The following is a 14980-nucleotide window of genomic DNA, read 5'->3' as shown; positions in this document are numbered from 1 at the left end:
AGACGTCCGCGGACGCCACGGGCCGACTTTCATCTACGCTCGGCTGCGGGCGCGGCACTCTCGCCGACCGGCGGATCCAGCCAGGGGGTTCCGTCGTCGCGCCAGCGCACCGGCTGGATCCGCGGGGATCGTTTCGGCGTGCACTTCATGTCGGGCCCGGGATTGGCGTGATACACGATCCAGGTACTCCCGTCGGGCATGTCGAAGAAGCCGTTGTGGCCGGGTGCGTGGACATGGCCGGCGGGATTCTTCGCCAGGATGGGTTGCGTTGCCTTGGTCCACGACGACGCTTGCATCGGATCGCTTCCGGCACGCGCATGCAGCAGGCCGATCGCATAGTCGTCCGACCAGCAGGCGCTGCCCGAGTATGAGAGGAACAGATCGCCCCGGGGCCCGGCGAGGAATTCCGGCCCTTCCAGGATCTGCCGGCCGCCCTGCCGCTCCCAGGCCTGGTCCGGGCGCGCGAGGATGGTTTCCTCGCCGACCAGCGTCCACGGATCGGACATCGCCACGATCGCGAGCACGCTGTCCGGCCCGACGTAGGGCGAATAGACGAAGTAGCGCTTGTCGCCGATGGCGAACGTGGTGCCGTCGATGCCGGGATGCCGGGTGGCGAGGCGACCACGATCGCGCCATTCGCCGGTGGTCGGATCGGCGTTTCCGTTTTCCAGCACGAAGACGCCGCGATGATCGTCGTCATCGTGGCCGCTGGCCGCGGCGGTGTAGTACACGTACCACTTGCCGTCGATCCGATGCAGCTCCGGCGCCCAGATCGACTGGGCGTTCGGACCGCGCGCCGGCGGCCGCCAGATGGTCGTCTCTTCCGCCTCGGCCAGTCGCGCGAGATCGCGGGTCTTGCGGATCGCCAGCCGGTTGCCGTGCGTGCCCATGTAGTAATAGACCTCGCCGTCGCGGACGATCCAGGGATCCGGCCCGGAAGGCAGCAGCGGATTCCGGAATTCGGGGGGTTCGGCGGCGGTCGCCGCGATCGCGTGCAGCAGGATTGCGCCCAGCAGCAGGCGTGCCGGCCAATGGAACATGAGCCCTCCTCGGTGTCCGGTCGGTGCCGCCGCGTGATGCCCGGCGGCGGGGGGAACACGGGCCGCGCGCGACCCGGTTTGCATGGAGCCGCCAACGTAATCATATAATCCGACAATATACAAGCCGACTCCGCGCCGCTCGCCGGCAACGGATCGCACCGCCCACATTCGAGCCTCGCCATGGACCACGCGCACGCGGACAGCATCGTCGGAATCAACTGGGGCAGTTCCAATTTCCGCGCTTATCTCATCGCCGCGGACGGCCAGGTGATCGACACGTTCGAATCCGCCTCCGGCATCACCACGCTTTCGCGCGAGGGCATGGTCGATGTCGCCAATCGCGTGCGCGGACGCTGGCCGCAGGCCGATGCCGTCTACGCGGCCGGCATGATCGGCTCCAACATCGGCTGGATCGACGCGGGCTATGTCGACTGCCCGGCCGGCCTGCGGACCGTGGGCGAGAGCCTGGTCCCGGCCCGCATCGGGGACCTGCCGCTGCACATCGTGCCCGGCCTGGCCTGCGTGCGCGAGGCCGATGGCGCGCCGGACATCATGCGCGGCGAGGAAACCGAACTGTTCGGCCTGCTGGCCGGCGATCGCATCGGCGATTCACCCGTGATCGCCCTGCCCGGCACGCACACCAAATGGGTGCGCCTGCGTGACGGGCGCGTGCACGACTTCATGACCGCGATGTCAGGCGAATTGCACGACCGCCTGTCCGCGACGGGCCTGCTTGCCTCGGTCGTGGAAGGTCCGGGCCACGATGGTCCGGCGTTCCAGGAAGGCGTACGTGCGTCCGCGGCCCGCGCGCTCGGCCTGGGGGCGCTGCTGTTCGGCGTCCGCGCACGGGTGATTCGCGACCTGTTGCCGCGCGCGGACGCCAGCGCCTACCTGCGCGGCCTGTTGATCGGAGCCGAGATCGCCGACGCGCTGGCGCTGTTTCCGGAACTGCGCGCCGCCACCGTGCCGCTGGTCGGATCGGCACCGGTGTGCGCGCTGTACCGGGCCGCGCTGGCGGCGCTGGGCATCGCGTCGCGGCCGGTCGCCTCGGCGGACGCCGTGGTACGCGGGTTCACCAGCCTCCACGCGCTGCGCCGCTAGGCCACGGACATGGCCCATGCGGGCCAGGCGGCCGGGTCGCCGGCCATGTGCTGCGCCGCAACGTGCATATTGTCTGATTATATGTTTTTGTAACCTTCCACGCCGTTGGGAGAGGTCAAGAGCGATGTTGCTTGGCAAGGGGATGGCAGTTGGTTGCATGGGTGCGCTGGCGCTCGCGGTCGCCGCATCGGCGGGCGCGCAGCAGCGCACGGTTGTCGGTACGCTGCCGGACGGCACGAAGGTCGAATCGATCCTGCTGCGCGACGGCAGCGGCATGCAGGCGCGCGTGCTGACGCTGGGCGCGGCGCTGCATTCGCTGGAAGTGCCGGATCGCGAGGGCAAGTACGCCGACGTGGTGCTGGGTGACGCGACGCTGCAGGCCACGCTGGCCAAGCCGCAGTATTTCGGCACCGTCGTCGGGCGCTTCGCCAACCGCATCGCACGCGGCAGGTTCACCCTGGACGGGCGCGAGTACAGCGTGCCCGCCAATGATGGCCCCAACAGCCTGCACGGTGGCACCCGCGGCTTCGACAAGGTGGTCTGGGACGTGGTCGAGGCCAAGCCCGATCGCACCACCCTGCGCCATGTCAGCGCCGACGGCGACCAGGGCTATCCCGGCACGCTGACGGTCACCGCCACCTACGCGCTGGAAGGCGATGGCCGCCTGGCGATCGAATACCGCGCGACCACCGACGCGCCGACCATCGTCAACCTGAGCAACCACGCCTACTGGAACCTGTCCGGCGAAGGATCCGGCACGGCGATGGATCACGAACTGATGATCGCCGCCGACGCCTACACGCCGGTCGACGCCACCTTGATTCCCACCGGCGAATTCCGGCCGGTGGCCGGTACCGTGTTCGACTTCCGCACGCCCAAGCCAATTGGCCGCGATCTGCGCACCGGCAGCGAGCCGCAGTTGCTGCACGGCCGCGGCTACGACCATAACTGGGTGATCAGCCGCGAGCCGGCGAAGGAACCCCGCGAAGTGGCGCGCGTGCACGACCCGCGTTCCGGCCGGGTGATGTCGCTGGTGTCCGCGCAGCCCGGCCTGCAGTTCTATTCCGGCAACTTCCTGGACGGCACCACGGTCGGCAAGAGCGGCCGCGTGTACCGCCAGGGCGATGCCATCGCGCTCGAACCCCAGTTGTTTCCCGACACGCCGAACCAGCCCGCTTTCGGTTCGGCGCGCCTTGCGCCCGGCCAGCAGTACGTGAACCGCATGGTCTACCGGTTCTCCACGGACAAGGACGCCAGCAGCACCCGTTGATCCCGGCGCCTACCGGCGCCGCATGCCACCCACCGCGACGGCCCCGGCCGTCGTGGATGCCGGAGGCATGCCCGAATCCTCTCAGGTAATGGAGATGCATCCGATGCAAAAGTGGCTCACCCCCCTGCTGGCGATCCTGCTCGCCGCGACCGCGCCGATGGCGACGGCCGCCGACGGCGAACGCTGGTCGCCCGCCGAAGCGAAAAACTGGTACGAACAGCAGCCCTGGCTGGTCGGTGCCAACTACACCACCTCCAACGCGATCAACCAATTGGAGATGTTCCAGGCCGAGAGTTTTGATCCGGTGGCGATCGATCGCGAGCTCGGCTGGGCGCGCGAGAAGTTCGGCATGAACACCATGCGCGTCTACCTGCATGACCTGCTGTGGAAGCAGGACCAGAAAGGTTTCCTGAAGCGCCTCGACCAGTTCCTCGCCATCGCCGCGAAGCACGGCATCCGGCCGATGCTGGTGCTGTTCGACAGCTGCTGGGATCCGGATCCGGTGCTCGGCGCGCAGCACCGCCCGATTCCCGGCGTGCACAACTCCGGCTGGGTCCAGAGCCCGGGTCGCCACGAACTGGTCGATCCGGCCAGCGACGCGCACTTCCGCGCCTACGTGCAGGGCGTGGTCGGTGCCTTCGCCAACGACAAGCGGGTGCTGGCCTGGGACCTGTGGAACGAACCGGACAACCCCGGCGGCGGCAACTACATGGACAAGCAACTGGACCGCGAGCAGGCCCGCATCGGGGAACTGCTGCCGAAGGTCTTCGAATGGGCACGTGCGAAGAAGCCGATCCAGCCGCTCACCAGCGGCGTGTGGATCGGAGACGACTGGTCGCCGGGCGCCAAGAGCCTGAATGCCATCCAGCGCACCCAACTGGAACAGTCCGACGTCATCACCTTCCACAACTACGAACAGCCCGAAGCCTTCGAGGCGCGCGTCGCCCAGTTGCGCGGTTATGACCGTCCGCTGATCTGCACGGAGTGGCTGGCGCGCGGCAACGGCTCCAACGTGGACACCATCCTGCCGATCGCGCGGCGCGAGAACATCGGCATGATCAACTGGGGTTTCGTCGACGGCGCCATCCAGACCCGCTTCCCGTGGGACAGCTGGCAGCGCCCGTACACCATGCAGGAACCGACCCTGTGGTTCCACGACCTGCTCAAGGCCGACGGCACGCCCTACCGCGCGCGTGAAGCCGAGCTGTTCCGCAAGCTTGCCGATACGCCCGGGAACGCCGTTCCCAGTCACTGAACCGAGACGCCCCACCGGCCGCTCCCGCGGCCGGCGGGTCGCTCATGCCCCTCTTCCGGAGAAGATGTCATGAACACTCGTTTTCCCCGCTCGCTGCTGTCGCTTTCGATCCTGTCCGCCCTCATGTTGCCGACGCTGGCCATGGCCCAGGATGGCAACGCCGGTACGACCGCGCAGCAGGCGCCGGCCGACCAGAATCCTTCCTCCCAGGACGCCACCAACCTGGACACCGTCGTGGTCACCGCACTGCGCCAGAGCCTGCAGACCGCGCAGGCGATCAAGCAGGATGCGGACATGGTGGTCGATTCGATCGTCGCCGAGGACATCGGCAAGCTGCCCGACAACAGCGTGGCCGACGCGCTCCAGCGCGTGACCGGCGTGCAGATCGCGCAGGGCGGCCAGGGCGAGACGACCTCGGTGGTGATCCGCGGCCTGCCCAACGTCATCAGTACCCTCAACGGTCGCGAGATCTTCAGCGGTTCCGGGCGCGGTTACGCTTTCCAGAACCTGCCGGCCACCGCGGTGAAGACCCTGCGCGTCTACAAGAGCAGCGAGGCCAGCCTGCCGCTGGGCGGCATCGCCGGCCTGGTCGACATCGAGCTGCGCCGTCCGTTCGACTTCGACGGCGCCGAAGTGGCCGGCACCCTCACCGGTACCCACAGCGAGTACGGCGGCAAGGTCGATCCCAACGCCAGTCTGCTGCTCAGCAACCGTTGGGACACCGACGCCGGCGAATTCGGGGCGCTGGTCAACTTCGGCTATCTGGGCAAGCACTATGCCTACGACGCCGTTTGGGGCGACTTCCCGAAGATCGTCAACAGCGGCGGCGACACGCCTCCGCTGCGCACCGCCGAGGGCAACCTGATCGCCGCGCCGAACGGCTGGGGCACGGCCTACAACCAGGGCGATCGCAAGCGTGGCGCGTTCAACTACGCCCTGCAGTGGAAGCCCAACGATCGCACCGAGGTCTACCTGGAAGGGCTGTACGACTGGGTGCGCGATGATTTCGACCAGGCGTTCTACTTCTCGTTCCCGAATGGCGCGGTGGCCCCGTCGCAGCTCAACGTCGGCAACCACTGCTATGCCAACCAGCTGGACGGCCCGCTGGCCGGCGAGACCGTCTGTGACGCAACCGGCGGTTCCTGGACCGGCGACACCTACGCCGCGACCAGCACCCAGGCGCACAAGCAGCGCGGCCAGGACATCCAGAACGCGTTGGGGATGAAGTGGGATGGGGACCAACTGCACCTGTCCACCGAGTTCACCCGCACGTCCGGTTACTACCGCGACGAGAACTTCATCATCGACACCTTCCTGAGCGGTCCGATCACCACGGTCTGGGAAGGTACCTCCGGCAGCCACCAGAACTGGTATCTGGCCGGCGATCCGGCGCTGGATCCGTCGCGCTTCTACCTCAACGGCCTGTTCCAGACCTGGGCGCATTCGCGCGGCGAGGAGAACAGCTGGCGCGGTGACGGCCGCTTCGAGTTCCTCGACGGCCCGATCGCGTCGATCCAGTTCGGCCTGCGCTATGCGGATCGCACCGCCAGCGCCAAGGGCAGCGTGGAAATCTCCACGCCGCCGCCGGGCGGCGCGGGCACCGGCAACATCACCGCCAACCCGAACCCGGACAACCAGGTCGTGGGCCTGTTCCCGGCCTCCAGCTTCTTCTGCAGCAAGCGGGACAACGCCGCGCTGCACCAGAAATTCCTGGTGCCCTGCTACGACTACCTGATCGACAACGCCGACGCGCTGCGCGCGTTCTACGGCCTGCCTGCCGGATTGGCGCCGGAGAATCCCGGCCGCTTCTTCGATATCGGCGAACGCAAGGCCGCCGGCTACCTGCAGGCCAAGTATGACTTCGAACTGTTCGGCCTGCCGGTCGATGGCCTGGTCGGCGTGCGGGTGGAGAAGGTCAAGCGCGATCTCAGCGCCTTCTCCTTCGATGCCAGCACCAGCGTCTACAGCCCGATCACCCGCCAGACCGACGACATCAACACGTTGCCCAACGCCAGCATGAACCTGCACTTCAACGATGAATGGCAGTTGCGCCTGGTCGCGGCCAAGACCCTGAGCTATCCGGACTTCGGCGCACTCAATCCGTCGATCTCGCTGAATCCCGGCACCATCAACCGCCCCGGCATCGCCTCCAGCGGCAATCCGGATCTGAGCCCGATCGAGTCGATGAACTACGACGCCTCGCTGGAGTGGTACTTCTCGCCGGTGGGCTACGCCAGCGCGGGCGTGTTCTATCGCGACATCGATGGCTACATCCAGACCTACGTCACCAACGTGACCATCGGCGGCGCGCCGTACGAGCTGTCCTCGCCGCAGAGCGCGGGCAGCGGCCACCTGCAGGGCGTCGAGCTGGCCTACCAGCAGACCTTCGACTTCCTGCCCGGCGCCTGGAGCGGCCTGGGCGCGCAGTTGAACTACACCTACATCGATGGGTCCACCCGCTCGCCGCAGTTCATCGGCGGGCCGGAAATCTCGCGGCCGCTGCAGAACGTGTCGAAGAACAACTACAACGCGGTACTGTTCTACGAGAACCAGGGGCTTTCGGCGCGACTGGCCTACGGCTATCGCAGCCGCTACATCGACTTCTTCACCCAGCCCACGGTGTCGGGCAACGAAGACCAGGTCGAGCCGGCCAGCTCGCTGGACTTCTCGGTCAGCTACGACGTGACCCCGCAGACCACGCTGGTGTTCTCGGCCACCAACCTGCTGGGCAACAACCTGCACCAGTTCTGGGGCGACGGCGATACCCGTCCGCGCGATATCCGCTTCCAGGACAAGACTCTCGCCCTGGGCCTGCGGTTCAAGCTGTGAAGAAGCACGCGCCGCCCCGCGTGAAGTGGCTGGCACCGGCGCTGCTGTGCGCCGGTGCGGCCACCGCCGCGCCGGCCACGGACGATGCCGTCCGCGGTGCGCGCCTGGCCGCGGGGGTCGGTTACGTGTCGGCGGTCCAGTTGGCGCATCAGCCGCGTGCGGATGACAACGGGCGCATGCTGCTGGTGTTCGAGCCATCCGCCCCGGGCGGCATCCCGCTATACGAAAGCCGCGACGAAGGCGGACATTGGCGGCAGGTCGGCGAGATCACCGACCGGCCGCACGGCGACGCGCGCCGCTGGCAACTGCGCTGGCAACCGCACCTGAGCGAACTGGCCCGTTCCAGCGGCGACCTTCCGGCAGGCACCCTGCTGCTCGCCGCCAATTCGACCGGCCGCAACGAACATGATCAGGTGATCGCGCAGGATCTGCAGCTCTACGCCAGCCGTGACGGCGGCCGGCATTGGGAGTATCGCGGCAGCATCGTGCAGGGTGGCGGCCAGCCCTCCGATCGGCTCAACCAGGGGGTCTGGGAACCCTACATCGTGGTGCTGGACGACGGCCGCATGGTCGCCTTCTACTCCAGCGAGCAACACAAGCCGGCCGGTTTCAACCAGTTGCTGGCGCACAAGGTTTCACTCGACGGTGGCCGCAGCTGGGGCGAGGAGACCGTGGACGTCGCGCTCCCGGGCGGCGTCGAACGCCCCGGAATGGCCATCGTCGAACGCGTCCCCGGTCGCGGCTACGCGATGGTGTTCGAGAACATCGACGGTGAACGCAACGGCCAGGTCCATCTGAAATTCAGCGCCGATGGACTGGACTGGGGTGCGCCGGAGGATCCGGGCATCGCCCTGCGCACCGCCGCAGGCGCCTGGCCGGCGGCGTGCCCGAGCATCCGCTGGCTGCCTGGCGAAACCGCGGATGGCGTGTTGCTGGTGGCCGCGCAACGGGCCGGCGGCGGTGGCGATGCGGGTGGCCGCACGCTCTATCGCAATGACCATGGCGGACGCGGACCCTGGTGGGAAGTCGACGCCCCGGTGCGCAAGGCCAGCGGCAACATCCACGCCGGCTGGACCCAGGCCATGCTGGTCCGCGCCGATGGCCAGTTGCTGCACATCACCTCCTCCTCCATCGCCTCGGCGCCCGCGCGGGCCGAGTCCAACGAGATCCTGCATGCCACCGCGCCGCTGGCGCTGGGGCGGTACGAAGCCGAGAACGCGGCCCGCCGCCGCGCCGCGCAGATCGACGACGCCGGCGCATCGGCCGGCCGCAAGGTGCGCCTGGCCAGCGGCGCCGGCGCCGATCTCGTGTTCGAGGTCCGGGCCGGACGCGCCGGCGATCGGCACATCCGCCTGCGCTACGCCGACGTCGGCTTCGCCGCCGCGCCGCGCGTGCGGGTGAATGGCCGGGAGCTGCCCGCCCCCGCTTCCGCCGCCAGCACGCCCCGCGCCGGCTGGCGCGAGGCGGCGTTCGTCGCATCCCTGGAGGAAGGCGACAACCGCATCGTCGTCAGCAACGGCGACCGGCCGCTGGACTACGACTACCTGGACATCGCCCCCGCGACGGTGGCGCCATGATTTCCCGCGGTTCCCATGCCATGCCCCCAGTCGTGCTATACCCCTATTGTCGGATAATCAGAGTGGCCGCCGGACGCGGCGCACCGAACCCAAGGGGCTCCAGTGAAGCAAATCGCGGTACGCAATCTCTACGATCAGGTCATCCAGGCGATCGGCCGGATGATCGTCAGCGGCGAGATCAAGCCCGGCGAACTCCTGCCGCGCGAGGAAGTGCTGGCCCAGCGCATGGCGGTGAGCCGGACCGCGCTGCGGGAAGGATTGAAGGTACTCGGTTCCAAGGGCCTGATCGAAACCAAGCAGAAGACCGGCACCCGGGTGCGCGAACCGCGCCACTGGAACCAGCTCGACGGCGACATCCTGGCCTGGCGATGCGCCTCGATGCCGACCGAGGACTTCGTCGAGAAGCTGGTGGAGATGCGCGAAATCATCGAACCGGCCGCGGCGGCGGCGGCGGCACGGCGGCGCTCGCCGGAGCAGTTGGCGAAGATCAAGGCGGCCTACGAGGCGATGGCCGCGGCCACGGACCAGGATGCCTGGGCCAAGGCGGACCTGGACTTCCACGAGAGCGTGCTGGACGCGACCAACAACGAACTGATGGCTTCGCTGTTCTCGGTCATCGACGCGGCGCTGGGCGCGTACTTCCTGCTGTCGGCGCAGACCGCGGCGGACTTCAAGTACTCGTTGCCGCGCCACTTCGACGTCTACGACGCGATCCGGCTCAAGCGGCCGGAATCCGCGCGCGAGGCGATGCTCGGCATGATCGAGGACTCGCGCGCCAACATCAAGAAAGGACGAGGGCGCACGCGCAAGTCCGCCCGCTGAAGGAGTTCCCATGAGCACCGCCTGGATGCAACCCCTCCCTCTGGTTGCCATCCTGCGCGGGCTCACCCCGCAGGAAGCGCCGGCCATCGGCCTGGCGCTGGCCGAGGCCGGCTTCCGGATCCTGGAAGTCCCGCTCAACTCGCCGCAACCGCTGGAAAGCATCGCGCTGCTGGCGCGCGCGCTCGGTGACCATTGCCTGGTCGGCGCCGGCACGGTGCTCACGCCTCGCCAGGTCGAGGACGTGAAGGACGCCGGTGGCCGGCTGATCGTGATGCCGCACGCCGACGTCGACGTCATCGCCGCGGCGCACGCGCTCGGGCTGCGCTGCACGCCCGGCGTCGCCACCCCCACCGAGGCTTTCGCCGCGCTGCGCGCCGGCGCCGATGCGCTGAAGCTGTTTCCCGCCGAGCAACTGCCACCGCCGGTGCTGAAAGCCTGGCTCAGCGTGCTGCCGCGCGGCACCGGCGTGTTGCCGGTGGGCGGCATCACCCCCGAACGCATGGCCGCCTATCGCGATGCCGGTGCAACGGGCTTCGGCATCGGCTCGGCGCTGTACGCGCCCGGCACCCCGCCCACCGAAGTGGCGCGGCGCGCGCGCGCCTTCATCGATGCATGGAACAAGACCAACCGGGACCCCACCCCATGAAGATCACCGCCATCACGCCTTATCTCGTGCCGCCACGCTGGCTGTTCGTCCGCATCGATACCGATGCGGGCATCAGCGGCTGGGGCGAACCCATCGTGGAGGGCCGCGCGCATACCGTGGCCGCCGCGGTGGAGGAGCTGTCCGACTACCTCATCGGCCAGGATCCGCGCCTGATCGAGGATCACTGGAACGTGCTGTATCGCGGCGGTTTCTACCGCGGCGGGCCGGTGCTGATGAGCGCGCTGGCCGGGATCGACCAGGCGTTGTGGGATATCCACGGCAAGGCGCTGGGCGTGCCGGTGCACGCGCTGCTCGGTGGCAAGGTGCGCGACCGGATCCGGGTGTACTCGTGGATTGGCGGCGACCGCCCGGCCGACACCGCGCGCGCGGCGAAGGAAGCGGTAGCGCGTGGGTTCACCGCGGTCAAGATGAATGCCACCGAGGAAGTGCAGTTCGTCGATTCCCACGAAAAGGTCACCCACGTGCTGGAGAACGTGCAGGCCGTGCGCGACGCGGTCGGCCGCGAGATTGGCCTGGCGGTGGATTTCCATGGCCGCGTGCACAAGCCGATGGCCAAGGTGCTGATGCGCGAGTTGGCGCCATTCGGACTGATGTTCATCGAGGAGCCGGTGCTTTCCGAGCACCTGGAAGCCATCCCCGAGTTGGCCGCGCTGTCGCCCGCACCGATCGCGCTGGGCGAACGCCTGTACTCGCGCTTCGACTTCAAGCGCGTGCTGCAGACCGGTGGCGTCGACATCATCCAGCCGGATCCCTCGCACGCCGGCGGCATCACCGAGACCCGCAAGATCGCCGCGATGGCCGAAGCCTACGACGTCGCCCTGGCCCTGCACTGTCCGCTCGGGCCGATCGCGCTGGCCGCCAACCTGCAGCTGGACGCGATCTGCTACAACGCCTTCATCCAGGAGCAGAGCCTGGGCATCCACTACAACGCCGCCAACGATCTGCTCGACTACCTGGCCGACCGCGCGCCGTTCGCCTACAACGACGGCTACGTGGCGATTCCGGACGGGCCAGGCCTGGGCATCGAAATCAACCAGGCCTATGTGGACGAGCGGGCTTCGGAAGGACATCGCTGGCGCAATCCGGTCTGGCGCCATGCCGACGGCAGCGTGGCGGAGTGGTGATCCCGATGGCTGAAACGACACCTCCCACGGGCGCGATGGCGCGCTATCCCAGCCTCGTAGGCCGCAGCGTGCTGATCACCGGCGGCGCCACCGGCATCGGCGCCAGCTTCGTCGAGCACTTCGCCCGCCAGGGCGCGCGCGTCGCCTTCCTGGATATCGACGATGCCGGCGCGAAAGACCTGCTGGCCGGCCTCGGCGCGGTCGAGCACGTCCCCGTCTACCTGCGTTGCGACGTGACCGACCTGGATGCGCTGCACGCCGCCATCGCCGATGCGCGCCGGCACGTCGGGCCAATCGCGGTGCTGGTCAACAACGCCGCCAACGACGGGCGGCATGGCTTCGGCGACACCACGCCGGCCGACTTCGAGCGCAACATGGCGGTGAACCTGCGCCACCAGTACTTCGCGACCCAGGCGGTGGTGGACGACATGCGCGCGCTCGGCGGCGGCTCGGTGATCTGCCTGGGCTCCACCGGCTGGATGATCAAGAACGCCGGCTACCCGATGTATGCGATGGCCAAGTCCGCCGTGCATGGGCTGATCAACGGGCTGGCGCGCGAACTGGGCGCGGACCGCATCCGCATCAACGCGCTGGTGCCGGGCTGGGTGATCACCGAAAAGCAGCAGCGGTTGTGGCTGGATGCGGAAGGCGAGGCGCAGATCCGGCGCGCACAATGCCTGCCCGGCCATCTGCAGGCCGAAGACCTGGCGCGCGCGGCACTGTTCCTGGCCGCCGACGACAGCCGCATGTGCACCGGCCAGGACTTCATCGTCGACGGTGGCTGGGTGTGAACATGGACGTGAGCATCGTGGTGCCCGCCGGCAACCGGCTCGGCGAAGGCGTGCTGTGGTGCGATCGCGAGCAGGCGCTGTACTGGACCGACATCCATGCCGCGCGGCTGTGGCGGTACATCCCCGCAAACGGCAAGATCGACCAGTGGCCGCTGCCGGAGCGCCTGGCCTCGTTCGCGCTGTGCGAGGCGGAAGGGTGGCTGCTGCTGGCGCTGGCGTCGCGGCTGGCATTCTTCCACCCGCAGCGCTACGAACTGCGCGAACTGCACCGCATCGGCATCGTGCCCGAGACCCGCGCCAACGACGGCGCCTGCGACCGGCAGGGACGCTTCGTGTTCGGCACCCTGCACGAACCGGCGAGGGGGCCCCGATACGCGCTGGGCGGATTCCATCGCCTGCACGCCGACCTGTCGCTGGAGGCCCTGCCGCTGCCCCGCGTGGCGATCGCCAACAGCGTCGCCTTCAGCCCCGACGGCGCGACCATGTACTTCTGCGATTCACTACAGAAGATCATCCAGCGTTGCGACTATGGCGACGCATTGGGCCAGGCCTCCCCCTTTGCCGACCTGACCACGCAGGACGGCGAACCCGATGGCAGCGTGGTGGATGCCGAAGGCGGCCTCTGGAACGCGCAGTGGGGCGCGGCGCGGGTGGTGCGCTACCTGCCCGACGGCCGCGAGGATCGCCGCGTGTCGATTCCCGCCACGCAGCCGACCCGCCCGGTCTTCGGCGGCGCCGATCTGCGCACGCTGTATGTCACCAGCGCGCATGACGGCCTGGACGCAAACGCGCGCGAGCGTGATCGCCATGCCGGCGACGTGTTCGCCTTCACTCCCGGCATCGCCGGGCTGCCCGAGCCCCGGTTCGCCGGCAACCCCGACGCCAAGCCACGCCGCTGACGCGCGCCCCTCCCGCGGAGATTCCATGACGCTTTCCACCCTCGACGTTGGCATCGTGCTGGCCTACCTGGCCGCCATCTTCATCCTGGCCCAGTGGGTCTCGCGCGAGAAGGCCGGACACGAGAAATCCGCGCAGGATTATTTCCTCGCCAGCCGCGCCCTGCCCTGGTGGGCGATCGGCGCATCATTGATCGCGGCCAACATCTCGGCCGAACAGATCATCGGCATGTCCGGTTCCGGCTACGCGATCGGCCTGGCCATCGCCTCCTATGAGTGGATGGCGGCGCTGACCCTGTTGATCGTCGGCAAATGGTTCCTGCCGATCTTCCTGCGCAACGGCATCACCACCATGCCGCAGTTCCTGGAGGAGCGTTACGGCAATCGCATCCGCACCCTGATGGCGGTGTTCTGGCTGGGCCTGTACGTGTTCGTCAACCTGACCTCGATCCTGTGGCTGGGATCCATCGCGGTCTCGCAGGTGGCCGGCATCGATCAGAACCTGGCCCTGGTCCTGCTCGGCGCATTCGCCCTGGCCTACCAGTTGTACGGCGGGCTGAAGGCGGTGGCGTTGACCGACATCGTGCAGGTGTCGTTGCTGGTGCTGGGCGGCCTGCTGGTCACCGGCATCACCCTGGGCCAGATCGGCGACGGCAGCGTGATCGATGGGTTCACCACGCTGTGGCGGCAACAGCCGGAGAAGTTCGAGATGATCCTCGACCCGGCCAATCCCTTCTACAAGGATCTGCCCGGCCTGTCGGTGCTGCTGGGCGGCATGTGGATCGCCAACCTGAGCTACTGGGGTTTCAACCAGTACATCATCCAGCGCGCGCTCGCCGCCAAGGATATCCGCGAAGCGCAGAAGGGCGTGGTGTTCGCCGCGTTCCTCAAGCTGCTCATGCCGGTGATCGTGGTGCTGCCCGGCATCGCCGCGGTGGTGCTGGCGCCGCAACTGGAACGCCCGGACGCGGCCTATCCGACCATGATGCGGTTGCTGCCCAGCGGCGTCCTGGGCCTGGTGTTCGCCGCGCTGGTGGCGGCGATCGTCGCCTCGCTGGCGTCCAAGATCAATTCGGTGGCGACCATCTTCACCCTCGATTTCTACGCCAAGCGCGATCGCGAGGCCTCGCAGGCCAAGCTGGTGCGGGTGGGCCGCATCACCGCGGCCGTGGCGATCCTGGTGGCGGTGCTGACCGCGCGTCCGCTGCTGGGCGGCTTCGACCAGGGCTTCCAGTACATCCAGGAATTCACCGGTTTCTTCACCCCCGGCATCGTGGTGATCTTCCTGCTGGGGCTATTCTGGAAGCGCGCCAACGAAGCCGGCGCGCTCGCCGCCGCGGTCGGTTCGTTCCTGCTGTCGCTGCTGCTCAAGCTGGCGTGGCCGGCGCTGCCGTTCATGGATCGCATCGGCCTGGTGTTCCTGCTGGCGCTGGTCCTGGCCGTGGGCGTCGCGCTGGCGACACGCGCCAGCGGCGATCGCGATCGGATCCGCACCGCCGACGTCAGCTACGCCACCGCGCCGTCGTTCAACGTCGCCTCGCTCGCGGTGATCGCCATCCTGATCGCCCTGTACGCGGTTTTCTGGTGATGGGTATCCGGACCATTCGT

12 protein-coding genes are annotated in these 14980 nt (G+C 68.3%); 11 read left to right on the top strand and 1 reads right to left on the bottom strand.

Going from position 1 to position 14980, the window contains the following annotated elements; all coding sequences use genetic code 11:
- Window positions 1–29: 29 nt before the first annotated feature.
- Window positions 30–1040: a glycoside hydrolase family 43 protein gene (locus tag FG323_RS13935; RefSeq protein WP_141455260.1), complete on the bottom strand. Its 1011-nt coding sequence runs from the start codon at window positions 1038–1040 to the stop codon at window positions 30–32.
- A gap of 180 nt (window positions 1041–1220) precedes the next feature.
- Here FG323_RS13935 and FG323_RS13930 point away from each other — a divergent pair, with 180 nt between their 5' ends.
- From FG323_RS13930 to FG323_RS13880, 11 genes are all read left to right on the top strand, one after another.
- Window positions 1221–2141 carry a 2-dehydro-3-deoxygalactonokinase gene (locus FG323_RS13930; RefSeq protein ID WP_141455259.1) on the top strand — a complete coding sequence of 307 codons (921 nt, stop codon included), beginning with the start codon at window positions 1221–1223 and terminating at the stop codon, window positions 2139–2141.
- 142 nt (window positions 2142–2283) lie between these two features.
- On the top strand, window positions 2284–3411 hold the full coding sequence (locus FG323_RS13925) for an aldose epimerase family protein (RefSeq protein ID WP_181444233.1): 1128 nt from the start codon (window positions 2284–2286) through the stop codon (window positions 3409–3411).
- A 103-nt stretch (window positions 3412–3514) separates the two neighbouring features.
- Window positions 3515–4666: a cellulase family glycosylhydrolase gene (locus FG323_RS13920; protein WP_141455257.1), complete on the top strand. Its 1152-nt coding sequence runs from the start codon at window positions 3515–3517 to the stop codon at window positions 4664–4666.
- 69 nt (window positions 4667–4735) lie between these two features.
- Window positions 4736–7495, top strand: coding sequence for a TonB-dependent receptor (locus FG323_RS13915; protein WP_141455256.1), 2760 nt, complete (start codon window positions 4736–4738; stop codon window positions 7493–7495).
- A complete protein-coding gene (locus FG323_RS13910; RefSeq protein ID WP_255470182.1) occupies window positions 7492–9072 on the top strand; it encodes an exo-alpha-sialidase in 1581 nt (526 codons plus the stop codon). The genes FG323_RS13915 and FG323_RS13910 overlap by 4 nt, the downstream gene beginning before the upstream one ends.
- A 102-nt stretch (window positions 9073–9174) precedes the next feature.
- Window positions 9175–9894, top strand: a complete 720-nt coding sequence (locus tag FG323_RS13905; protein ID WP_141455255.1) for a FadR/GntR family transcriptional regulator — start codon at window positions 9175–9177, stop codon at window positions 9892–9894.
- 10 nt (window positions 9895–9904) lie between these two features.
- Complete coding sequence (locus FG323_RS13900) at window positions 9905–10540, top strand: 2-dehydro-3-deoxy-6-phosphogalactonate aldolase (protein WP_141455254.1); 636 nt, start codon at window positions 9905–9907, stop codon at window positions 10538–10540.
- A complete protein-coding gene (gene dgoD, locus FG323_RS13895; protein WP_141455253.1) occupies window positions 10537–11685 on the top strand; it encodes a galactonate dehydratase in 1149 nt (382 codons plus the stop codon). Before FG323_RS13900 ends, dgoD begins: the two co-directional genes overlap by 4 nt.
- A 5-nt stretch (window positions 11686–11690) precedes the next feature.
- Window positions 11691–12476, top strand: coding sequence for an SDR family oxidoreductase (locus tag FG323_RS13890; protein ID WP_141455252.1), 786 nt, complete (start codon window positions 11691–11693; stop codon window positions 12474–12476).
- Between the two features lie 2 nt (window positions 12477–12478).
- The gene (locus tag FG323_RS13885; RefSeq protein ID WP_141455251.1) at window positions 12479–13375 is read left to right on the top strand and encodes an SMP-30/gluconolactonase/LRE family protein; all 897 of its coding nucleotides are present in this window, start codon (window positions 12479–12481) and stop codon (window positions 13373–13375) included.
- 25 nt (window positions 13376–13400) lie between these two features.
- Window positions 13401–14960, top strand: coding sequence for a sodium/sugar symporter (locus FG323_RS13880; RefSeq protein WP_141455250.1), 1560 nt, complete (start codon window positions 13401–13403; stop codon window positions 14958–14960).
- Window positions 14961–14980 lie beyond the last annotated feature (20 nt).

Source organism: Pseudoxanthomonas sp. z9, assembly GCF_006542425.1.
In the GTDB taxonomy this organism is placed as follows: Bacteria; Pseudomonadota; Gammaproteobacteria; order Xanthomonadales; family Xanthomonadaceae; genus Pseudoxanthomonas_A.
This window is presented reverse-complemented; position numbering and strand designations above follow the sequence as displayed.